The sequence below is a fragment of the Lawsonibacter sp. JLR.KK007 genome (assembly GCF_036941135.1).
Classification (GTDB): Bacteria; Bacillota; Clostridia; order Oscillospirales; family Oscillospiraceae; genus Lawsonibacter.
This window is the reverse complement of the sequence record NZ_JAYWSY010000001.1, coordinates 327,976-350,172: the sequence shown is the minus strand read 5'-3', so window position 1 is coordinate 350,172 and position 22,197 is coordinate 327,976. Positions and strand designations below refer to the sequence as shown.

Annotated in this window: 23 protein-coding genes; 4 read left to right on the top strand and 19 right to left on the bottom strand. The window is 61.4% G+C overall.

Annotated elements, in window-relative coordinates:
* Positions 1-5: 5 nt before the first annotated feature.
* From VV088_RS02095 to VV088_RS02070, 6 genes are all read right to left on the bottom strand, one after another.
* A complete protein-coding gene (locus tag VV088_RS02095) occupies positions 6-455 on the bottom strand; it encodes a hypothetical protein (protein WP_334599149.1) in 450 nt (149 codons plus the stop codon).
* Positions 448-888, bottom strand: a complete 441-nt coding sequence (locus VV088_RS02090; RefSeq protein ID WP_334599148.1) for a hypothetical protein — start codon at positions 886-888, stop codon at positions 448-450. Before VV088_RS02090 ends, VV088_RS02095 begins: the two co-directional genes overlap by 8 nt.
* On the bottom strand, positions 885-1,367 hold the full coding sequence (locus tag VV088_RS02085) for a DUF4860 domain-containing protein (RefSeq protein WP_334599147.1): 483 nt from the start codon (positions 1,365-1,367) through the stop codon (positions 885-887). Before VV088_RS02085 ends, VV088_RS02090 begins: the two co-directional genes overlap by 4 nt.
* Complete coding sequence (locus VV088_RS02080) at positions 1,364-1,684, bottom strand: hypothetical protein (RefSeq protein WP_334599146.1); 321 nt, start codon at positions 1,682-1,684, stop codon at positions 1,364-1,366. The genes VV088_RS02085 and VV088_RS02080 overlap by 4 nt, the downstream gene beginning before the upstream one ends.
* Before the next feature lie 6 nt (positions 1,685-1,690).
* A complete protein-coding gene (locus VV088_RS02075) occupies positions 1,691-2,734 on the bottom strand; it encodes a type II secretion system F family protein (RefSeq protein ID WP_334599145.1) in 1,044 nt (347 codons plus the stop codon).
* Between the two features lie 108 nt (positions 2,735-2,842).
* Positions 2,843-3,985 (bottom strand): transglutaminase-like domain-containing protein, encoded by a 1,143-nt coding sequence (locus VV088_RS02070; protein ID WP_334599144.1) that lies wholly within the window; start codon positions 3,983-3,985, stop codon positions 2,843-2,845.
* A 234-nt stretch (positions 3,986-4,219) separates the two neighbouring features.
* Between VV088_RS02070 and VV088_RS02065 the strand changes: the two genes are divergently transcribed.
* Positions 4,220-5,419 carry a BTAD domain-containing putative transcriptional regulator gene (locus VV088_RS02065; protein ID WP_334599143.1) on the top strand — a complete coding sequence of 400 codons (1,200 nt, stop codon included), beginning with the start codon at positions 4,220-4,222 and terminating at the stop codon, positions 5,417-5,419.
* A 75-nt stretch (positions 5,420-5,494) separates the two neighbouring features.
* Here the strand turns inward: VV088_RS02065 and VV088_RS02060 are convergent, their stop codons facing one another.
* The 12 genes from VV088_RS02060 to VV088_RS02005 all read right to left on the bottom strand — a co-directional run bounded on the left by VV088_RS02060 (position 5,495) and on the right by VV088_RS02005 (position 15,824).
* A complete protein-coding gene (locus tag VV088_RS02060; RefSeq protein ID WP_334599142.1) occupies positions 5,495-5,923 on the bottom strand; it encodes a VanZ family protein in 429 nt (142 codons plus the stop codon).
* Positions 5,924-5,976: 53 nt separating this feature from the next.
* Positions 5,977-7,026, bottom strand: coding sequence for a glycosyltransferase family 2 protein (locus tag VV088_RS02055; RefSeq protein ID WP_334599141.1), 1,050 nt, complete (start codon positions 7,024-7,026; stop codon positions 5,977-5,979).
* 50 nt (positions 7,027-7,076) lie between these two features.
* Entirely contained in the window at positions 7,077-8,309 is a 1,233-nt protein-coding gene (locus VV088_RS02050; protein WP_334599140.1) for an O-antigen ligase family protein, read from the bottom strand.
* Between the two features lie 76 nt (positions 8,310-8,385).
* Complete coding sequence (locus tag VV088_RS02045; RefSeq protein ID WP_334599139.1) at positions 8,386-9,480, bottom strand: glycosyltransferase family 1 protein; 1,095 nt, start codon at positions 9,478-9,480, stop codon at positions 8,386-8,388.
* Positions 9,481-9,498: 18 nt separating this feature from the next.
* Positions 9,499-10,617, bottom strand: coding sequence for a glycosyltransferase family 1 protein (locus VV088_RS02040; protein ID WP_334599138.1), 1,119 nt, complete (start codon positions 10,615-10,617; stop codon positions 9,499-9,501).
* Between the two features lie 22 nt (positions 10,618-10,639).
* A complete protein-coding gene (locus VV088_RS02035) occupies positions 10,640-11,290 on the bottom strand; it encodes a sugar transferase (protein ID WP_334599137.1) in 651 nt (216 codons plus the stop codon).
* Between the two features lie 44 nt (positions 11,291-11,334).
* Positions 11,335-12,354 carry an LCP family protein gene (locus VV088_RS02030; RefSeq protein WP_334599136.1) on the bottom strand — a complete coding sequence of 340 codons (1,020 nt, stop codon included), beginning with the start codon at positions 12,352-12,354 and terminating at the stop codon, positions 11,335-11,337.
* 1 nt (position 12,355) lies between these two features.
* On the bottom strand, positions 12,356-12,745 hold the full coding sequence (locus VV088_RS02025; RefSeq protein ID WP_334599135.1) for a hypothetical protein: 390 nt from the start codon (positions 12,743-12,745) through the stop codon (positions 12,356-12,358).
* 44 nt (positions 12,746-12,789) lie between these two features.
* Positions 12,790-13,551: a class B sortase gene (locus VV088_RS02020; RefSeq protein ID WP_334599134.1), complete on the bottom strand. Its 762-nt coding sequence runs from the start codon at positions 13,549-13,551 to the stop codon at positions 12,790-12,792.
* On the bottom strand, positions 13,548-14,246 hold the full coding sequence (locus VV088_RS02015; protein ID WP_334599133.1) for a CpsB/CapC family capsule biosynthesis tyrosine phosphatase: 699 nt from the start codon (positions 14,244-14,246) through the stop codon (positions 13,548-13,550). The genes VV088_RS02020 and VV088_RS02015 overlap by 4 nt, the downstream gene beginning before the upstream one ends.
* Positions 14,243-15,007, bottom strand: a complete 765-nt coding sequence (locus VV088_RS02010) for a tyrosine-protein kinase family protein (protein WP_334599132.1) — start codon at positions 15,005-15,007, stop codon at positions 14,243-14,245. The genes VV088_RS02015 and VV088_RS02010 overlap by 4 nt, the downstream gene beginning before the upstream one ends.
* A gap of 67 nt (positions 15,008-15,074) precedes the next feature.
* Positions 15,075-15,824, bottom strand: coding sequence for a YveK family protein (locus VV088_RS02005; RefSeq protein WP_334599131.1), 750 nt, complete (start codon positions 15,822-15,824; stop codon positions 15,075-15,077).
* Between the two features lie 359 nt (positions 15,825-16,183).
* Here VV088_RS02005 and ppk1 point away from each other — a divergent pair, with 359 nt between their 5' ends.
* Together ppk1 and VV088_RS01995 are read left to right on the top strand one after the other, a co-directional pair.
* On the top strand, positions 16,184-18,418 hold the full coding sequence (ppk1, locus tag VV088_RS02000) for a polyphosphate kinase 1 (protein ID WP_334599130.1): 2,235 nt from the start codon (positions 16,184-16,186) through the stop codon (positions 18,416-18,418).
* A 56-nt stretch (positions 18,419-18,474) separates the two neighbouring features.
* The gene (locus VV088_RS01995) at positions 18,475-19,560 is read left to right on the top strand and encodes a 6-phosphofructokinase (RefSeq protein WP_334599129.1); all 1,086 of its coding nucleotides are present in this window, start codon (positions 18,475-18,477) and stop codon (positions 19,558-19,560) included.
* A gap of 51 nt (positions 19,561-19,611) precedes the next feature.
* Here the strand turns inward: VV088_RS01995 and VV088_RS01990 are convergent, their stop codons facing one another.
* Complete coding sequence (locus tag VV088_RS01990; RefSeq protein WP_334599128.1) at positions 19,612-20,070, bottom strand: hypothetical protein; 459 nt, start codon at positions 20,068-20,070, stop codon at positions 19,612-19,614.
* Positions 20,071-20,214: 144 nt separating this feature from the next.
* Here VV088_RS01990 and VV088_RS01985 point away from each other — a divergent pair, with 144 nt between their 5' ends.
* A complete protein-coding gene (locus VV088_RS01985) occupies positions 20,215-22,197 on the top strand; it encodes a DNA gyrase/topoisomerase IV subunit B (RefSeq protein WP_334599127.1) in 1,983 nt (660 codons plus the stop codon).

The window sequence follows — 22,197 nt, the reverse complement described above, 5'->3', positions numbered from 1 at the left end:
CCTTCTTAAAATAGATTCATTCCGCCGTCCCACACGGTCAGGCTGGTATCCGGCTCCCACTCGCCCACCGGGACCGACTGCCAGCGCAGGACGCTCCAGCTCCCATCCGTCCTGTCCACCAGGACCTCCACCTGAAGCTCCTGGGTGTCGGAGATGGGGACTGCGTAAGTATACCGTATCATACTGGGGTCGTGCCAGGAATCCTCCCCATGGGCGGTGACCTCCACCGGTGTCTCACCGTTCCGCAGCCGGGCCAGAAGCTCCTGGGCCTGCACGTCGGCCTCGTAGTAGCCCTTTACCGCCGCCGCCGCCGCGTCCCCCAGGCGGACATCCGCCCGGACGGTGGACAGAGACAGCAGAGCGAACACCGTCAGCGCCAGCACCGCGAAGGCCACCAGCAGAGAGCTCCCCCCCAGGGCCGGAGGGGAAAAAGCCTCCTTCTTTTTCTCACCCATGGGCGCTCACCTCCTGCCAGGCGGTCTCCAGCCGGAACAGCTCCCCGCCCGACTGGTCCTCCTGCACCCAGACCTCCGCCTTGCCTAATCCGGGCACGCCGCTCTCCACCCGGCAGGCCCCCAGGGTATACCTGGGATACACATCCGGAGACTCCGGCGCAGCGGCCTTCCAGTCCTCATCGTAGAAAAGGGTCAGCGAATCCTGCTCCCCCATGGCGTCCAGCCGCTCCGCCGCCAGCTCAAAGTCCCCCCGGGTGGAGCGAATGACCTCGGCGGCGCTCTGGCACAGGGTGGCCGCCCGGTCCTGGGCCTCCATCCGCTTGGACATCTGATCCGACTTTACAAACGCCTGAAGGCACAGGGCCGCCGCCAGCGCAAACACCAGCAGCATGACCATCTGCTCCATCATGGCCAGAGGCGCTTTGCTCCTCATGCGTCCACCCCCTCCCCGCTGCGCAGGGACAGCATCAGGGTGTCCTCCTCCCCCAGCTCCGTGGTGATCTGAATGGTGAGCAGGCCGTCCTCCAGGAACCAGTCCACCTGCTCCGTCTCCACCAGCTGCTGGCCGTCGCCGGGGACGGGAGGCTCTCCGCACCAGGTGTACAGCTCCCACAGCCAGCCGTCGTAGCAGTAAAGATAAGTGACATACTCCTGGTCCGCGTCCATGACCAGGGAGGACACGCCGCCGATCTCCACCACCGCCACATTGCCGGCGGTGTCCGCCTGGCGCACCTTAGTGGCGATGTACTGAACGCAGGACCGCCGGTCAAAGGCCACCTGATCCCGCTGGGTCAGGCGGCGGTAGGCGTCCGCCCCGGTGAGCAGCACCGCCAGGACGCAGACCGCGAACACCCCAAACAGCAGCAGAGCGGCCAGGCCGTCAAAATGATGTTGGATGGCTCGTTTTCTCATGACACATTCACCAGCACCGTGATGTCCGGCATGAGATTATCCGCGAACACGTCATACATCACCGTGTACCGCGTCTCATCCACCTGGACGCCGTAGCGCTCCTTTAAGTAATCCAAATTGGGGGGATAGATCCCCTCGGAGGAGTAGCAGGCCACACAGCCCCGGCGCAGGGCCTCCTCCAGCTGGCGCAGGTCCTCCTCCTCATGGCCGCTGTTCAGGCTGTCCAGCGCGGTGGAGAAAAACACCAGCACCGCAACGCACACCACTGGCAGCAACAGTCCCCGCAGCAGGGGGAACCAGACCGATCGTTTCTTCATCGCCCGTCACCCAATGGCCGACATGATGTGCATCAGAGGCAGCATCACAGACAGCAGAATCAGTCCGACCAGGATGGAGCAGACCAGCACCAACGCGGGCTCCACCCGGCTCACCTTCTCCTCCAGGGTCTGCTCGCTGTCGTCCGACAGGCTGTCAGCGATTCTCGCCATCGCCTCGTCCCCCGCGCCGCTCCGGTGGCCCACCTCCAGCAGGCGGCAGGAGGCCGCAGGCAGCAGGCCGCTCTCCCGCATGGCCATGCCCATCGCCTCGCCCCGGTCCAGCCGGGCGCGGCAGTCCTGACACCGGGCCTGGGCCTGGGGCACCCCCGCCATCAGGTCGGAGGCCAGCTCCACCGCCCGCTCCACCGGCATGCCGCTGGCCATACCCATCGCCAGCGCCTGCGCCAGACGGGCCTCGTTCATCTTCCGGCTGATGCCCTTATCGCCCCACCTTCTCTGCCAGAAGGCGGTCAGCCTCCCCCGAAAGGAGGGCAGAGCGGCAAAGGCAGCCACAAGGACGGCCACCGCCGCCAGCACCGCCCACAGCACCGGCATCACTCCGTCCATCCACCGGCCCAGGACCAGCAGGCCCCCGGCCACGCCGGTGAGCCTCCCGCCCAGGGAGGCGTATACGTCGTCAAAGATGGGCAGCACCCGGACCAGCAGCACTCCGATGACCACCAGCATCAGCAGCATCATCACCGCCGGGTAGAGCAGCGCGTTCTTGATGCGCCGCTCCAGCCGGGCACGGCCCTCGTAGTACCGGGACAGGGCGGCCAGGGCCTCCTCGGTGCGCGCGGCCCGTTCCCCCACCTCCACCAGCTCGCAGACATAGACAGGGAAGCGCCCGACCGCCTTCATCGCGTCGGACAGGGTGGCCCCAAAGTCCACCTGTTTGGTCATTTCGTTCAGCATCGGCCGGTAGGTCCTGTCACTTTCCTCGGCCAGCAGATGGAGGGCGTTCCCTGTCTCCTCGCCGGCGTGGAGCAGCATGGACAGCTCCAGGCACAGGGAGGACAGGGCCTCGTGGGAAAGTATGTTCTTCTCCATGAAATAACTCCAATCTCCAATCTCTTAAAATGAAAAATGGGCTTACAAAGCTGTAAGCCCATTTTAGCAAAAATCCTTCTGTTCGTAAAGGGGATTTTTCCAGCGGGATCAATAAACGTATTTCACGCTGTAGTTCGAGCCGTCACCGATAAACTGCATGATCGCCTCGCTGCTGTTGCTGGAGGAGGCAAAGGTGGGGTCCATCCGGTACCAGGCGCGACCATCGAAGTAAACAGCGCCCTCTACCCATCCGGTCTCCTCGGACCAGACGCTGATCCAGGCGTGGTAGCCGGTCTGGCCGTTGCCCAGGGGGACGTAGCCCGTTACCAGCTTGCAGGGCACGCCCAGGCTCCGGAGCATGCCGGTCATCAGGGCGGCGTAATCGAAGCAGATGCCCTTCTTGGCGGCCAGCACGCTGTCCAGCTTGGGTAGATAGCCGCTCTGCACCGTGGCGGCCAGCTGGGTGTCATAGCTGATGTTGGACACCACATACTTGTAAACCACTTCCACCAGCTTCAGAGGATCGGTCTCAGATCCGGCCAGCTCCTTGGCCTTGGCCATGGTCTTCTCTGCGGCGCTGTAGTCCACATACTGATTGGGGCGCAGGAAGGGGGCGAACTCGTCGGTGAGCTGGGCGTCAAACTTGGTGGAAAGCACCTGGGCGTACTTGGAGCCGGAGGTGTTCTCCAGGATAGTCACCGTGTAGCTGCCGCTGCCGTCGGAGAGGGGGAAGGTGGTCCATGCGCCGGCCTGCAGGTCGTAGGTATACACCAGCTTGGGGGTGGGGCAGGACACCTGAACCTTCAGGCGGGTCTTGGTGGTGCCGGTGAAGTTGACCATCACATAGCCGTCCTTGATGTTGGAGTAGTCAATCTTGGCCCGGGAGTTCTCCTTCACCTGGGTGCCGGAAGCCTCAGGCATCGGCATGGGGGTCGCGGCCAGGGGCACATCGCCGTCCTCCAGCGAGACGTCGCCGTCCTCGCCGCCGTCCTCGCTGCCGTCAAGGATGATATCCTCGCCGTTGATGATGACCTCGCCCAGCTCAAACCGGTCCATATACACATCATCCAGCTGCACGTCATCGACCGGCGCGGAGGCATCCGGTGCGGAGCCATCCGGCGCGGCGGCGGACGTAGACCCGTCAGCGGAGGAGCCGGCGGAGGAGGACGCACCGCCGCCGGACTGCGCACAGCTGGTCAGCAGCAGGGCCAGCGCCAGGGTCACAGGAAGCAGACGCTTCAGAGTTTTCATAACATAGCACCTCTTTCATAGCATTCCTAGGAGCCTTCCCAAGGGGGAAGGACAGTGATCTTGTTGACAGGGTCAGTATATCACATCCTCCCATCCTTGTAAAGTATTTTTTCTAAAATCTTCTTCATAAATCTCGTTTTTGTGTATCTCACCATTTTTGAGGCGAATCCGTTGCACACTACCTGGAATTGTGATATATTGGGAGCACTTCTCCCATAGAAAGGTGTAACCGCCATGGATATTCCCCCTGTGCAGGTCCAAATGCTGGGCCGCTTCGTGATCCGAAGGGGCAGTCAGGAGGTCTCGGTCAGCGGCCGGTCCCAGAAGCTCTGCCTGCTGCTGGCCGCCCTGATCTGGGAACGGGACCGCCCCCTCTCCTACCATGAATTGACCCAGCTTCTCTGGGCGGAGACCGGTCACGGCCCCAATCCGGTGAACGCGCTGAAGGCGATCCTCCACCGGGCGCGGCTCTGCCTGGACGGGCTGGAGGAGGGCTCCGGACGGTCCCTGCTCCTGCACCGGGACGGCGGGCTCCAGTGGTCCCCCCAGGTCCCCCTCACCCTGGACGCGGAGCAGTTTTCCCTCCTGACCCATGAGGCCGGCCAGCCCCTCGGTGAGGACCAGGCCCTGGCCCTCCAGATGGAGGCCCTCTCCCTCTACCAGGGCCGCCTGCTTCCCATGCTGGACGGCTGTCCCTGGACGGCCGGAAGGGCGGAGCCGCTGCACCAGACCTATCTCCAGACCGTGTTCCGCACGCTGCCCGTGCTGGAGCGCCAGTCCCGGTGGCAGGACGCGGCCCAGACCGCCGGAGCCGCGCTGGCCCTGGAGCCCTGCCGGGATGATCTGTGCCTCTGGCAAATGAGGGCGCTGCTCCAGCTGGAGCGCCGGACGGAGGCAGTACAGGTTTATGAGTCCTTTCAGGAGCGCCTGCTGTCCCAGAGGGGGGTGATCCCCTCGGACGAGCTGCGGGCCCTCTGCCGGAAGGCCCGGCAGGACTCCGACCCCAGTCTCCTCACCCCGGACACCCTGCAGGAGCGGCTGGCCGAGCCCCCTTTCTCCGGCGCCCTGCTGTGCGACTTCGACTTTTTCCGGGTGCTCTGCCACGCCGCCGCCCGGCGGGCCGGACGGGAGGCGGCTCCGGTCCACTCCGCTCTCATCTCCCTCTCCGGGGCGGGGGACGCGCCTCTCCCCCGCTTCAGCCTGGACCGGGCGATGGATCATCTCCAGGAGATCATCACCGGCCAGCTCCGCCAGGGGGACGCGGTCACCCGGTACGGGGCCTCCCAGTTCATCATCCTCCTGCCCCAGGCGGGGCTGGAGGACAGCCGCAAGGTCTGCAGGCGCATCACCCGGGCCTTCACCCGGCAGTTCCCCCACTCCCCCGCCGTGCTGTCGGTCTCCGTACAACCCCTGTCTGCCCGCCAAACGAGATGAACACCGCAGTGCCCGGACGGTTTCGCTCCGGGCACTGCTGCTGTCCGGATTTCCGCGGAACGCAGCGGCTTGGCCTCACTTCCGCCGCCGCATGAGTCCCGTCCCCAGCATAGCCAGCACGGCTCCGGTGAACGCCCCGGCGGTATCCAGCCATACATCCTGCACCTGACCCGTCCGCCCCGCCACAAACAGCTGGATGGTCTCATCGCACAGGGCGGTCATCACCCCGGTCATAACTGCAAAGAGGAACCCGGTACGGAACCGCTGGCACCGGCTCCCGAACAGCAGTCCGGCCAGCACCCCCAGTATGGCAAACTCCGTGAAATGGGCCAGCTTTCGGACCAGCCGCATGGACAGCTCCACCGGAAGGATCTGCTGGAGCAGCTCCAGCATCCAACGGCTCTCCGCGGTGGATGCGTCCGCCGGCTGGAGCGAACGGCAGAAGATAAAGGCGATCCACAGAAACAGGCCGGTCAGGCAGATCATAACACGTCTTCGATTCATAGCGACCTCTCAAAACATGATGGCAATGACTTGGATGGCAGGACGCAAACGGCTCAGTCTCCGCCGGTGAAGCCGCAATATATGCGCCCTACCGCTATCATCGTCCGGTACATGCGAAATTTTAAGAGGTAATAGACCATCTTCTTTCGCCAAGACAAAGAGGACGGACCGATACAGCGAATCCCCTCCTGACACACCGGGCACGCGGCAAATTCCTTCAGCGTCTGTATCGCTGCACGGAAGCTGTCCGCGCTGGTGACGCCTGCACTCAGCCGCTTGGAAAAAATAATCAGGTCGTCGACAATTCTCCAGAAATAATACGGCCGCAATTCCGCTTCCACACAATGCTGTTTCATAAAGGCATTGATTTCTTCCGCGGCTCTGAGGATACACGCTTGATGGTCCGAATGAAGTGTGCGGCAGGCCGATCCGCCATGAATACGGTAGTGGTAAACAGGGACATCCAGAATGCATATTCGTTCCGCGTGCCAAACTGCAGAAAGATTAAACACAACATCCTCTGACTTTTTTAACCCCACCGGAAAGTAAATTTGATTCTCTTTTAAATAATCTGCGCGATAGATCTGTCCCCATGAAGTCCCCAGCCACACTGCCGTCCGATGATCACAGCGGCAGATCACACACTCAAAGAGAAAATCCAAGTTTTCTCGCACCAGATACTCGTTTGCTCCCGCCGCCTTCGACCGCGCTTGAATCTGCCTTCCAGTATAATTCCAATAAAACGACGCACATACAATTTCGCAATTCGTCTGAACAGCCTTTCGAACCAGTACTTCCACGGCATCCTTCTCCAGCCAATCGTCCGGGTCCACAAACATGATCCAATCCGCTTCTGCCTGCTCCATCCCAAAATTTCGAGCGGCTGAAACCCCCATGTTCTCTCGATGAAACACACGAATCCGTTTATCCTCCGCAGCGAATTGGTCGCACATCTGAGGGCAGCTGTCCGGACTGCCATCATCAACCAAAATGATATCCATCTCCTGCATGGTCTGACCGCGAATACTATCAATACACTCCTTCAGATAAGCCTCTACATTATAAATCGGGACAATGATACTTACCATCGCCGTTTCACACATACAGCCCACCAATCCCTCCTTCAGGCGAAATCGCCTTCCCGGTCCGTTCCTCATGGGACGTTCCGAAACCTTGGCCGTCTGCATACAATCCGAAGCTTTCGTTTTCTGCTTTGCCTGTTATCAGCCGCATGCCACGGTTCCCACGGTTTCAGCGACAGCAATCGCGTGGTATGCATTCCAAGTACAAACATCACATTGATTTGAAACCCCCACTCCACCTCTATGATTGCATCAATCAGATAGACCATCAAGGTGACCAGCATCAGCTTTCCAAAAAAACTTCCTGCGCTCTTGCGGACAGCCGTATGGGCCAGGAAAATTCCCACAAGAACCACTGCTGCAAGCACCGCTCCTCCCATCAGCAAAATGAACAGGAACACACTATGAGGATGAATGGCAGCAGCCCCATAAAATCCCGAAAGCTCCTGCAGGCTCTCTTCGATCAGATAACCGTACCCCAGCAAAGGCCGCTCCCTGATCAAAGAAAGCACGCTATTCCATAAATCGATGCGCCAAACAAACGATGCGCCCCGCTGCAAAAGTGCTTCAATCAGAAAAAACCACACATTCTGCAGCAAAAAAAACGACCCAAAGAGGAGCAGACCGGCCATCAGACCATTGCATAAATGAAAGGCCCTCGGCACAGCCCGGTCCTTGACGCAGTAAATCAAAACCAAAACGGAAAATACCGGAAACACAACAAGCGAACCGGCAGACCGTCCAAGCAAAAACGTTGCTGCGCTCGCAAGAAACAGTACCCATGTATGAGCTGAAATTTTCCCATTCTTCCAGTATGAGCGGATCAGCGCAAAAACCAAAACAGGCATAATGGCAAATATTTGCGTGTTTTTGTGACCAAGGAACCAGCCGCTTGTTACCAATCCATCCGGAAACACCACAATCATGATCAAATTGACATATATATACCAATTTAAAACAGAAAAAGAGTCAATCAACAGCTCTGGATTGTAGGTCATCCACAGATCAACCAGTAAGCAAAGGGCAAAACTGCGTATATTTTTTGTTACAAAGCTATCCAGCCTGCCAGGGCCGATCAGCGATGTAAAAAAAATCGTGCCGTAAAAGACGATGATCCAAACCCTGGCTTTCGACACAGGCTTTGACGTAACAGCCGCCAAAATCAGCAGCAGAGTAAAGCAGAATATACCGCTTTGGCATAGAATATTCACTGGCATATATGTAAGGATAAATTGAGGACGCATCAGAAACAGCAGCATCAGCCTCAAAAGCAATGCATTTTCATATATACTTTTTCTGTTCATGTGTAAAGCCTCTCGTCCTCCCTTTCGCGTTCACGCTTTTGCTCACTGCCGTCCCACAGAGATCCAGCGCCTCCTTCTACGGGCATTGAGCTGCCAAAAACTCATATTTCTCTGCCAACAGGGATGCCTGCTGCCCAATATCATAGCCCGCTTTTTGAATGACCGCCCGAAGCCCTGTTCGCTCTGCTTGGCGGCCATTCACAAGCTCTCCAGCCCACACCTGCGGAGCAGCATCCAACGGAACAAACACAGTCTGCCCTGTTATATCAGCATCAGAAGGCACCTGCGTACTGACGACGCATGGCAGCCCGCATGCTTGGGCTTCAATCAGAACGATACCCAAGCCTTCAAACAAGCTGGGCAGGAGGAATACATCCATCGCGCGATAAAAATCTTCAATGTTGGTCTGCGGCTTCAAAAAACGCACGGAATCCTCCAGTCCCAGACGCCGGGCCTCCGCACGGAGCTCCCCTTCCAGCGCACCTGTCCCGATCAGCAAAAGAACCGCTTCTGCCCGCAGGCTCTTTACTTCCTTGAAAATTTGAAGCAAAAACTTCTGATTTTTTTGCGGACAAAACCGTCCCACATGTCCTACAACAAACCGGTCCGCCACTCCCAGCTCGCTGCGCATCCTTGCTCTGACCTCCCCGTCCGGGCAGAACCGCTCTGCAGAGATCGCATTGTAAATCACTTGAAATTCCCTGTCTTTTCCAAACATATACCTCCCCGCCGGGATGGAACACGCCCAATATACGTTGCTGAGGTATTTGATCCACGGAATGATCCGCGCCAAGATACGGCCTTTCAGCGTCGGCTCTGTACGGATGTTGTGGCTGTGAGCGATGCGCACCGGCACGCCGCACAGCTTTGCGGCAGTAAAATAAATCAGCGCGTGGCCGGGCGGATGCCCCTGAATGATCTTATACTCCGGGTGACTCCGAAAAAATCGAATGAGTCCCGGCAGATTTTTCAGTGACATATAGTAGGTCCGGCCGCCTAAGGCTCGAATTTCCTCATCATAACCGTCTTTGCTGTGAAGCAAAAAATCAAATTGGATGCGGCTCCGGTCCAAATGCCGGTAATAATTCATGATCAGATTTTCTGCGCCGCCGCAGACCGGCATGCATTTAAAGATCTGCAGTACACGAATCGGGGGGTCTGTATGCTCCATCCTGTCTATCGTCTCCCATCAGCCCGCAAAGCGGTCCATCATAGTCTCATACGCCGCCGTCAGGGCAGCCGCGGCTTGTTGAATATCATATCCGTGCTGCCGCAGCAGCATGACCGCGTCCCGCCCCATCTCCGCCTCTACCACGGCTTCAGCCCACACCCGCGGAGAGGACCGCAGCGGCAGGAACAAAACGTCGCCCGACAAATTAATCTCGGTTGTCACCTCCGTGCTGGCCGCGCACGGAACGCCGCACGCCTGGGCTTCGACCAAAACCATAGGGAACCCCTCGAAAACACTGGGCAGCACAAAAACATCCATCGCCCGGTAATAGTCCTCAATCGCTGATTTTGTCCCGACAAACAGTACAAACTGCTCCAAATCAAGCCTCCGGGCCTCTTCCCGCAGCTCAGCCTCCAGCTTGCCCTCTCCGATCAGCAGCAATACTGCCTCAGTGCGCAGCTTTAATACCTCCTTAAAAATCCGGAGCAAAAACTTTTGATTCTTCTGCAGGCAGAACCGTCCAATATTCCCTACCACAAACCGGCCGCTGATCCCCAGTTCCTCTCTGACGGCCCTGCGCCGGACCTCATCGGGGCAGAACCGCTGGGTAGAGATCGCATTGGGGATCACCTCAAACGCGGCCTTTCCTCCATACATGTACTCCCCAGCCTGCTTGGAGCACGCCCAATGCACATTGCTGGGAAACTTGATGCTGCGGACCATCAGGTCCAACACCCGCCCCATCATCGTCGGCTCAACACCGCTGGCATGGCTGTGAGAAATCCGCCCCGGCACGCCGCACAGGGCCGCCACGGTAAAATAGACAGGCGCAAAGCCCCGCACTTGTCCATGCACAATCTGGTACTCCCGGTGTGCCCGGAAAAAGCGGAACAGGTCCACTATATATTTCAGCACGTTTTTGTCGTCCAGCAGGGAAAGATAGTAAATCCTTCCGCCCAGGGCTTTGATCTCATCGTCGTAATAGCCTTTTTCCTTTGAATGCACCAAAAAATCAAACTGGACTCTCTCCCGGTCAATGTGCCGGTAATAGTTCATAACAAAGTTTTCGATCCCACCGCAGATAGGCCCTCCCCGCAGCACCTGCAGGATGCGTATGGGCTGTTTTTCCTTCTCCATCTCTCATACATCCCTTCCGCATTCAGCGCCCATCGCGGCGGAACAGCGCGCCAAAGGTCAGAAAAATCAGCTTCCAGTCCAGCAGCCAGCTCCGCTCCCGAATATATCTCAGGTCCAGCTCTACCCAGTTGTCAAAGCTGATATCATTCCGATTGGGCTGGACCTGCCAGAAGCAGGTCAGGCCAGGCGTCACCAGCAGCCGCTGCTTCTGGTACGCGGTATGTACCGCCACCTCCCGGGTGGGCAGCGGCCGGGGACCTACCAGGGACATATCCCCCTTCAGCACATTCACCAGCTGTGGAAGCTCGTCAATGCTCGTCCTTCTCAGGACCCCTCCGATCCTGGTGATCCTGGGGTCCTTCCGGATTTTAAACACCGGCCCCTCCATCTCGTTGTCCTGCAGGACATCCTTCAGCCGCTCCTCCGCGTCCACGCACATGGTGCGGAACTTGTACATCCGAAACACCCGTCCGTTCAGCCCGGACCGGTCCTGGACAAAAAAAGGCCCTCCCTTGGGGTCGTCCGCCACGATGAGCACGGCAATCAGCAGCAGCAGCGGCGACAGCGCCACCAGCGCCAGACCGGAGAGAAGGATATCCTGCAGCCGTTTCGCCAGCAGATAGCCCCGGCTCCCGGAAACCTCCGCCTCCGTTCTGATCTCCTTGCAGTCCATGGATGTCACCTCCTTCACCAGGTTTTCTGCCTTGGAACATGGACTCAGTCCTCCTCCGCCGGCTGATAAAACACCTCGATCACCAGCCTCTGCAGTGCGGCCTCGTCCACATGGAACTCCACATAGGTCTCTCCCATCACGGTTTCCCCCTCCAGCGGCACATAGTCCTCCATCCGGAAGCCCCGGATCTCCTCCGCCAGCTGGGCCAGCTGCTCCGCCGTGCAGTCGGAGCTCATATGCTCGCTGATCTCCAGCAGGGAATCCAGCACGAACTCCTCGTCCTGATCCGCCAGCGCGGACAGCCGCTCCTGCAGTCCGCTCAGGTACTCCTTCTGCCGCTCCATCCGCTCCAGGTTGCTGCTGTCCCCCACCCACCAGCGGGCGCGGACATAGTTCAGCGCGTGCTCTCCCATAAGGGTCACCCGCTCCCCCTGCACCAGCGTGCTGTCCACAGCGGAAAAGTCGTCCCGGACCTCCACCGTGACCCCGCCGGCCAGATCGTTGAGCGCCATCAAGCCATCCATGGTCAGCGTCACATAGTGGTCGATGCTCACCCCATACAGCAGGCTGGACACCGCCTCCACCGCCGCCCGGCATGCGGTCCGCTTGTTCCCCGTATAGGCCTGGGCGTGGGCATAGGCCAGCGCCAGCTGGGCCGGACAGGTCCCGCTGGGGCGTCCATATTCGTCAAAGTCCGGGATGTCCGCCATGGTGTCCCGGTTCAGGAGCACCGGCGTACACACCCCTGCCGCCCGGTCGATTTCCAGCAGCAGGAGGAAATCCGCCTGGGCGTACGCGCCATACTCGGGGATCTCCTCCGACTCCGACCGGTCCAGACCCAGCACCAAAACGGTCTCCGAATCCGCCCGGGGGGCGTACCACTCCCCCTCATAGAAGAGCAGCGCGCCGCTCTCCTCCTCTGTCCACCCGTCTCCGGACGCCCGGCTCAAAATTCTGCCCTCTTCCCAGAAGCGAAGCAGCAGCATCCCTGTCAGGAAGAGGGCAGAAACCAGCAACACAGCCGCTGCCAGCTTGACGAGCCTGCGGTCTACACGCACCCGCATCTCAGCAGGCAGACTTCTTTCCCTTCGCCAGCGCGGCCAGGCCGCCCAGTCCAAGGACCGCCGCCGCCGCGGGCAGAGCCGCAGAGCTGCCGTTCCCGGTCACGCCGGTCCGGGGAGAGGTCACCAGCGGCACATCCTCGTCCAGGATGTACACATACTCCTCCTGCTCGGGGTCCCACACCTTCTTATACACCTTGGGCACGCCGTCCTCCTCGATGATGATCTCATCCGGGCTGTCGGGGTCGTTGGGGTCCGGCAGGCCGGGCCGCTCCGGCTCAGTGGGCGAGGCAACCGGAGCCTCCGGCACATCTGCGGGCGGGGCAGCCAGGGCGGGGCCTGTCATCAGGCACAGCAACAGGGCGGCGCTCAAACATGCAGTCAACTTTTTCATTTCAATCTTCCTTTCTGATTCTTCATTCTTCTGCAGACGGCCCTTCAAGCCGTCCGCTTGGCCAACACCAGATACCGCTGCTGATTGTCGCCCCGCAGGCACGTGGACAGGATCAGCAGCTGGTCCTCCGCTCCCACCTCCACGCTCTCATCCACGTTGGCGTTCATGGAGCGGGTCGAGCGGACCTGGTCCAAAAAGGCCAGGTACTCCTCGGAATCGCTGAAGTCGTGATAGTACAAAATATGCGCGTTGCTGTACGGGACGCCTGCAAACACCTGGTAGCGCTGTTCTCCGTCCGGGAGGTAGATCACAATCTCCCCCTGCTCCGCCATCCCCTCCTGCGTGGCGTAGGTGGTTTGGAGGCTGCCGAACATGGTCCCGTTGGTCATATAGTGTCCGTACACCACGGTCACCGGGTCGGTAAACGCCTTGCCGTTGTAGGCGCTCTCGGTAAAGATGCAGCCCCGCTGGTCCCGGCTGCCCGCGCTGTCACGGCGGAGATAGTAGCTGTCGTCCCCCTCCCGCTGAAGGATGGGGTAGCTCACCTCCGTGTCCGGAATCTGAATCCAGGCGTAGATGTCGGGGTTCAGCTCCCACAGCGCCGGAAAGTCGATTGGGCTCTCATAGAGTTCCGGCTCGGGTTCCGGGGCGGCCTCCGGCTCCGGCGCCTCCGCCTCCCGCTTTGCCAGCGCCTCCCGCACCGTGGTCTCCGCCGTCTCCCGGGGGACGGTCCGCCAGACAAACACGCCGCACAGAACGCACGCCAGCAGAAGCAGCACCCCGCCGGCTGCGTACCACCGCTTCATCCTCTCATCTCCTCCCAGCCCGGCAGGAGGGCCCGTTCGCTCTCCGCCAGCCGCGCAAGGTCCGCTTCCTCCAGCCGGGCCGCGGCCTCCCCCAGCCGGGGCGGACGCCACTCCATGTTATGGCAGTCCGAGCCCAGCAGGTGAATGCGTCCCTGCCGCAGCAGCCGCAGAGCCCTGCCTCGTGTCCGCCAGTGGAGAAAGCACTCCGCGTTGCACTGAAACCGCACCCCCGCCTCCAGAAGAGCGTCCCATACCCCGGGCCGCTCCAGCTTCCAATACCGTTCGATGTGGGCCAGCACCACCGTGACCCCGGGCCGGCCCGCCACATCCCGCACCTCGCTCAGTTGGCGCTCGCTCCACCGCGTGAAGGGCATCTCCAGCAGGAGCAGCTCCGTGTCCTGAATCCGCAACGCCTCCAATGCCTTGGAGCGGCTCATGCCCTCGAAATAGCCCACCTCCGCCCCCACCCGGATCCGGGGCAGGCCGGACTCCCAGCGGCTCAGAAGCCGCGATTCCGCCGCCTCCCGCCGGGCCAGGAACTCCTCCGGGCTGTTTTCCATGGCGTAGAAGTGCGGGGTCGCCGCAATGGCGCGGACCCCCTGGGCCGCCGACGCCGCCAGCATCGCCAGACTCTCCTCTGTGCTGCGGCTCCCGTCGTCCATCCCCGGCAGGATATGGGAATGGATGTCGGTCATTCTCCGGACTCCTTCCCCTCTCCGGCCGCGCTGCGGCTGTACCGGTAGCCGTACTGGCCCTTCCGGTAGCTCTTATACTTGCCGCCCTGGCCGTCTGTGCGGGTCACCACAAAGCCCAGCACCTTCGCCTCTGAGTAGCTCAGCTGGCGCATCGCCTCCGCCACCGACGACCGGGTGGCGTACCCCTGGCGCACCACCATCAGCATCCCATTGGTCAGCCGCGACGCCACCAGCGCGTCCGACACCTCGTTCACCGGCGGCAGGTCCAGAATGATAAACTCAAAGCGCCCGGACAGATGCTGGATCAGCGCCTTCATCTGCTCCGTCCCCAGCAGCTCCGAGGGGTTAGGCGGGATGTCCCCCGCGCTGATCACCTGCAGCTGGTCCTGGATTCCGGAGGGCTGAACCGCCTCATGCACCTCGCACAGGCCCACCAGCAGGTTGGACAGGCCCCGCTTCTGCTTCAGGCCCAGCTTCTTCCCCAGCGTCGGCAGGCGCATGTCCGTCTCCACCAGCAGCGTCTTCTTCCCCGACTCCGCCAGCATGTAGCACAGGTTCAGCGCCGTTGTGCTCTTCCCCTCGCCGCTCAGCGAGCTGGTCACCCCCACCACCCGGCACTTCCGCTCGTCCGGCAGCGCAAAGAGAACGTTGGTGCGCAGCAGGCGGTACGCCTCAGACGCCGCGAAGTTCAGCCCCCTGCCGAAGGTCTTTGCCTCCTCGTTGGGCTGCAGCAGGCGTTTTCCGGTTTTCTCCTTGTTCATGGCCCTTGGTTTCCCTCCTCCGCCGGGCGGCAGGAGCTGCCATCTTAGCTCCATAAGGTTTACGTCCCTAAATTTTTCGCTCCGCAGCCGCGTAGTAAGAGCTGTAGCCCTTACCGGACTGAGGAGACAGCATATCCGGCACCGCCGCCAGCACCGGCAGGCTGTAGGCGCTCAGCAGGTCCTCCTCGCTGTGGATCTGATCGTCCAGCAGCTCCCGCACCGTAACCAGTCCGCAGCTCAGCAGCAGGCCCACAGCCGCCCCGATGAGGACAAACTTCTTTACGCTGGGGCTGTACCAGCTCTCCGGCTCCACTGCGTAGTCCACCGTCCGCACCGACGAGCCGTCCACGATCTGGGCGATCTTGTCGGGCAGAACCACCGTGATCACGTTGGCGATCCGCTCCGCCTCCGCCGGGTCCCGGCTGGTCACCGTCACCGAGAAAATCTCTGTGTTGTTCACCGCGTCCGCCTCAATGAGCTCCAGAAGCTCCTCGTAGCTGTACTCCACCTCTGCCCGCTCGATGACCTCCTCCAGCGTCAGCCGGGTCTCCAGGATGGCGATGTAGGTGTCCACCAGCGTTTTGGAGGCCGACAGGTCCGACAGGCTGATGGAAGTGCTCCCCACCGAGATGGAGCTGTTGTTCACGTACATCAGCACGCTGGCCTGGTACTTGGGCGGAATCACCCAGTACGCCAGCCCGAAGCCCGCGCCTCCGCACAGCGCCCCCGCCAGCACGATCACCACCGCGTGCCTCCACAGCGCGCCCAGCAGACGCAGCAGGTCGATCTCTATGTATTCTCCCGTTTGCCGCTCCATTTCTCCACCTACCTTATATGGAATGCCCCTCAAAATGATCAAGATCATTTTGCAACGAGGCGGCGCCGCCTCGCAAAGCCGGGGACTCAGAACAGGATATGCATCCCGCCCTATCCCGGCCAGTCCGGGCTGCAGGCAGTCCATAGATTTTTTGTCATTATATCACAGGTCCTGTTTCAAATGCAATAGCCTTTTCGTGTGGCGCCCCGCCTTTGCGGCTCCCGAACAGGTTCCTCTGAGGACCCTCCGGGCGGCACGGGCAGAAATGAGAAAAAGTCCCTGAAAAGACTTGCGTCCGCTGAAAAAGGGTGGTACATTTATATCAGCGCAGTAAGCCGCAAAAGGAGGCGCCGAAGGCGATGAAGGATTCGAACACAGCCCCTGTGTCCGGCGGGGCGCAGGGTTACGTGAACCGGGAGCTGTCCTGGCTCCAATTCAACAGGCGGGTGCTGGAGGAGGCGGAGGACCCCGCCAATCCCCTGTGTGAACGGCTGAACTTCGCCTCCATCTTCCAGAGCAACCTGGACGAGTTCTATATGGTGCGGGTCGGCATGCTGATGGACACCCTCCATCTCACCGCCGTGGACGATAAGACCGGCATGACCAGCGCCGAGCAGACCGCCGCCGTGCTGGACCGCACCCGGGAGCTGATGGCCGGCCGGGACCGTATCTGTAAATCCCTCCTGTCCGAGCTGGCGGGCCAGGGGGTGGAGATCTGCCGGTTCCACAGCCTGTCGGACAAGCAGCAGTCCTTTTTGGAAAAACATTTCACCTCCAACGTCCTGCCCCTGCTGTCCCCCCAGATCATCGGGCGCAAGCAGCCCTTCCCCTTCCTGCGCAACAAGGCCATCTACGCCGTGGCCATCCTGAAAACAAAAAGCGGCAGCGAGCGGATGGGCATCGTCCCCTGCGGCGGAGGCGTCCTGCGCCGGCTGGTTCCCCTGTCCGGCGACGGCCAGCGCTTCGTCCTGGTGGAGGACCTGATCGCCAGCTTCCTGCCCCAGATCTTTACCCACTATAAGGTGGAGGGCACCGTCCTCATCCGCCTGGTCCGCAGCGCCGACATCCACATGGACGAGCGGTCCTCCGAAATGAGCGAGCTGCTGGCGGAGGAGTACCGAAAGAGCATGGAGAAGCTGATCCGCCGCCGCAAGCGGCTCCAGCCGGTGAAGCTGGAGTACCAGGGAAAACTGTCCGACACGGTGCGGGACGCCCTGTGCGCCTGCCTGGGGCTGTCCAAAAAGCACCTGTTCTCCTGCGAGCCCCCCCTGGACCTGTCCTTTATGGGCGCCCTGCGGGACATGCTCCGGGACAGGCCCCAGCTGTTCTACCCCCGCCGGGTGCCGCAGAACTCCCCCAACGTGGACCCGCTGGTCCCCATGACCAAACAGATCCGCAAGCGGGACCTGATGCTCACCTACCCCTATGAGAGCGTCCGCCCCCTGCTGCGGCTGCTCCAGGAGGCCGGGCAGGACCCGGAGGTGGTCTCCATCAAAATGACCCTCTACCGGGTGGCCCACAACAGCAAGATTGTGGAGGCCCTGGTGGACGCCGCCGAAAACGGCAAAGAGGTGGTGGCCCTGGTGGAGCTGCGGGCCCGGTTCGACGAGGAGAACAACATCGGCTGGTCCCGGGTGCTGGAGCAGGCCGGCTGCCGGGTCATCTACGGCCTGGACGGGCTGAAGGTCCACTCCAAGCTCCTCCTCATCACCCGGATGCACCACGATCAGGTGGAGTATATCACCCAGATCGGCACCGGCAACTACAACGAGGACACCGTCCGGCTGTACACCGACTTCGCCCTGATGACCGCCGACCCTGGAATCGGGGCGGAGGCCGCCCAGGTCTTCAACTGCCTGTCCATGGGCGAGGTGGTGGAGGACAGCCGCCGCCTGATGGTGGCCCCCGCCTGCCTGCGCGGCAAGGTACTGGCCTTCATCGACCGGGAGATCGAGCAGGCCAAGCAGGGCAGGCCCGCCTATCTGGGCTTCAAGCTCAACGGCCTGACCGACAAGCTCATTCTTGATCAGCTCATCCGGGCCTCCCAGGCCGGGGTGAAGATTGATCTGATCATCCGGGGCATCTGCTGTCTGGTGGGCGGCGTACCCGGACTGACCGAGAACATCACCGTCCGCAGCATTGTGGGCCGGTATTTGGAGCATGCCCGCATCTATATCTTCGGCGCCGAGGAGCGCAGGCAGGTCTATATCTCCTCCGCCGACTTCATGACCCGCAACACCACCCGCCGGGTGGAGGTGGCGGTCCCCGTTCAGGACCGCGCCCTCCGGGAGCACGTGGAGGCCATGTTCCGGGACCAGCTGCGGGACACCGCCAAGGGGCGGGTCCAGCAGCCGGACGGGACCTATGTACGCGCCCAGGGGGAGGCGTTCAACTCCCAGGAGTACTTCTGCCAGCAGGCTTACGCTGGCGCGTGGGCCCTGTCCCAGCCCAGACAGGAGGCCCCCAAGCTCCCCGCCGCCCCCAAAGCAGACAAGGTCAGGCCCGCCTCGGCCAAGCCCGCGCCGAAGCAAGCGCCCGCGCCTGTCCGGAAGACCCGCCGCACCCTGCTGGGACGCATCATCGGGCGGGATTAGTCCTGTTTTCCAAGCCGGAACGGCTGTCATATATTTCTCTGAAAGGAAGTAATGTTATGAAACGGATCGGACTTCTCACCAGCGGCGGCGACTGCCAGGCGCTCAACGCCACCATGCGGGGCGTGGCCAAGGGCCTGTACAACCTCTACGGCAGCGAGGTGGAGATCATCGGCTTTATCGACGGCTACAAGGGCCTCATCTACGAGGACTACAAAAAGCTGTCCCCCATTGACTTTACCGGCCTGCTCACCCGGGGCGGCACCATCCTGGGCTCCAGCCGCCAGCCCTTCAAGCTGATGCGGGAGCCGGATGAGAACGGCCTGGACAAAGTGGAGGCCATGAAATACACCTACCGCCGCCTGCGGCTGGACTGTCTGGTTGTCCTGGGCGGCAACGGCAGCCAGAAGACCGCCAACCTCCTCAGCGAGGAGGGGCTGAACGTCATCGGCCTGCCCAAGACCATCGACAACGACCTGTGGGGCACCGACATGACCTTCGGCTTCCAGAGCGCCGTGGACATCGCCACCGATGTCATCGACTGCATCCACACCACCGCCGCCTCCCACAACCGGGTATTCATGGTGGAGATCATGGGCCACAAGGCGGGCTGGCTCACCCTGAACGCCGGCATCGCCGGCGGCGCGGACATCATCCTCATCCCCGAGATCCCCTACGACATCGAGTCGGTCATCGCCAAGATCAACCAGCGGGCCGCCTCGGGCAACGGCTTCACCATCCTGGCGGTGGCGGAGGGCGCCATCTCCAAGAAGGAGGCGGCCATGTCCAAGAAGGAGTACAAAAAGCACCTGGCCGAGGTGCTGGAGAAATACCCCTCCGTGTCCTACGCCATCGCCGACAAGATCCTGAAGAAGACGGGCAAGGAGGTGCGGGTCACCGTGCCCGGCCACATGCAGCGGGGCGGCGCGCCCTGCGCCTACGACCGGGTGCTCTCCTCCCGCCTGGGCACCACCGCCGCTTTGATGATCTCCAAAGGCGAGTTCGGCAGCATGGTGGCCATCCACGACCGGGTGATCACCTCCGTCCCCCTGAAGGAGATCGCCGGCAAGCTGAAGACCATCGATCCCAAGTCCGATATCATCACCGAGGCCCGCCTGCTGGGCATCAGCTTTGGAGACGACTGATTGTTCCCCTGCAAAAACCGCCTCTCCCCACGGGGAGAGGCGGTTTTTCTGTCAGCCGGGAGGCGGGCCCAGCTTCTCCGGCGGCACCCCCAGCAGAAGCAGCGCCCCCGCCGCAGCTAAGGCGGCCAGCTCCCCCTCCCCCGGCTCCAGGGCCAGAGGAAACTCCTGCCGCTCCACCACCTGGCCGTCCACCGTCACCAGCTCCCGCTGGAGGGCCGCCCACAGCAGCTCCCCCTCCCGGCTGGAGATGGTCAGGCTGTCCCGGGGGGACACCCCGTAGCTCACCGCGCTGGCCGCCTGGAGCGGCGCACCCCCCATCTCCCCCGGCAGCAGCACTGTGCGGCACTGCCGGGGCAGAGGAATCCCCTGCTCCGCCGCCTTCGGCGACACCACCAGAAGGGCCGGATGGCGCTCGCTCACCCTCCGCTCCTGCCCCGCCCGGGCGGGCAGGGCGCGCAGAATGGCCCCCTCAATCCCCTCCCCGTCCTCGATCACCTGAAAAAGTTCCATATTTCCATCCCCTTTCCCCTCAGTTTTCGCTTTTTTGCAGAATTTATGCGCCTCCCTTCGCCTTGACTTTCACCCCCGGTTTTTGGTAATATATAAACTGATAAATTGGGTTGTTATACCCAGTGGAAAATGTGAGGTATCACCATGGCACAGAAGAAGGGCTACGGCAACGACTCCATCTCCGCCTTGAAGGGAGCCGACCGGGTGCGCAAGCGTCCGGCGGTCATTTTTGGCTCCGACGGGCTGGAGGGCTGCGAGCACGCCGTATTTGAGATCATGTCCAACTCCATTGACGAGGCCCGGGAGGGCCACGGCTCTCTGATCACCGTCACCCGCTTTGAGGACGGCTCCATTCAGGTGGAGGACCAGGGCCGGGGCTGTCCGGTGGACTGGAACGAGAAGGAAGAGAAATACAACTGGGAGCTGGTCTTCTGTGAGCTGTATGCCGGCGGCAAGTACGGCAACATCACCGGGGAGAACTACGAGTTCTCCCTGGGCCTGAACGGCCTGGGCTCCTGCGCCACCCAGTATTCCAGTGAGTATATGGACGTCACCGTGTGGCGGGAGGGAAAGAAATACTCCCTCCGCTTTGAGAAGGGGGAGAACATCGGCGGCCTGCAGTCCGAGCCCACCGACCGGGGCAAAAAGACGGGCACCACCATCCGCTGGAAGCCAGACCTGGAGGTCTTTACCGATATCAATATCCCGGTAGACTACTACCTGGACGTGATGAAGCGCCAGGCGGTGGTCAACGCCGGGGTGATGTTCCGCTTCAAAAATCAGGTGGGGGGGAAGTTTGAGACCACCGACTTCCAGTACGACAACGGCATCGTGGACTATGTGACCGAGCTGGCCGGGGAGGACGCCCTCACCGCCCCCGTCTTCTGGCAGGCCGAGCGGAGGGGCCGGGACCGGGCGGACAAGCCGGAGTACAAGATGAAGCTTTCGGTGTCCTTCTGCTTCTCCAACAAGGTGCAGGTCATGGAGCACTACCACAACTCCTCCTGGCTGGAGCACGGCGGCTCCCCGGAGAAGGCGGTGCGCTCCGCCTTTGTCTCCGCCATCGACGGCTATCTGAAGCAGCAGGGCAAGTACACCAAAAACGAGAGCAAGATCACCTTCCCCGACATTCAGGACGCCATGGTGCTGGTGAGCAGCAATTTCTCCACCCAGACCTCCTACGAGAACCAGACGAAAAAGGCCATCAACAACAAGGGCGTACAGGAGGCCATGACGGAATTTCTCCGGGCTCAGATGGAGGTCTACTTCATCGAGAACCCCGCCGACGCCCAGCGCATCGGTGAGCAGGTGCTCATCAACAAGCGGGCCCGGGAGAACGCGGAGAAAACCAGGCTGAATATTAAGAAGAAGCTCACCGGCTCCATGGACATCTCCAACCGGGTGGCCAAGTTCGTCCCCTGCCGCACCCGGGACGTGAACCGCAGCGAGTTGTATATCGTCGAGGGCGATTCCGCGCTGGGCAGCGTGAAGCAGGCCCGGGACAGCGAGTTCCAGGCCATCATGCCCATCCGGGGCAAAATCCTCAACTGCCTCAAGGCCGACTACGGAAAAATCTTCAAAAGCGAGATCATCACCGATCTGCTGAAGGTGCTGGGCTGCGGGGTGGAGGTCCAGGACAAGCGGGCCAAGGACCTGGCCGCCTTCGACCTGAACTCCCTGCGGTGGAACAAGGTGGTCATCTGCACCGACGCCGACGTGGACGGCTTCCAGATCCGCACTTTGGTGCTCACCATGCTCTACCGCCTCACCCCCACGCTCATCCAGAAGGGGTACGTCTACATCGCTGAATCCCCCCTGTTTGAGATCGCCTGCAAGGAAAAGACCTGGTTCGCCTACTCCAATAAGGAGAAGGACGACATTGTGGCCCAGCTCCAGGGGAAGAAGTACGACGTGCAGCGGTCCAAGGGCCTGGGCGAGAACGAGCCGGAGATGATGTGGCTGACCACCATGTCCCCCGACACCCGGCGGCTCATCAAGGTCATGCCCGAGGACGTGGAGCGCACCGCCTATATGTTCGACCTCCTTCTGGGCGACGACCTCCCCGGCCGGAAGACCCACATTGCCGACCACGGACACGAGTTTCTGGAGCTGGCGGATATTTCGTAG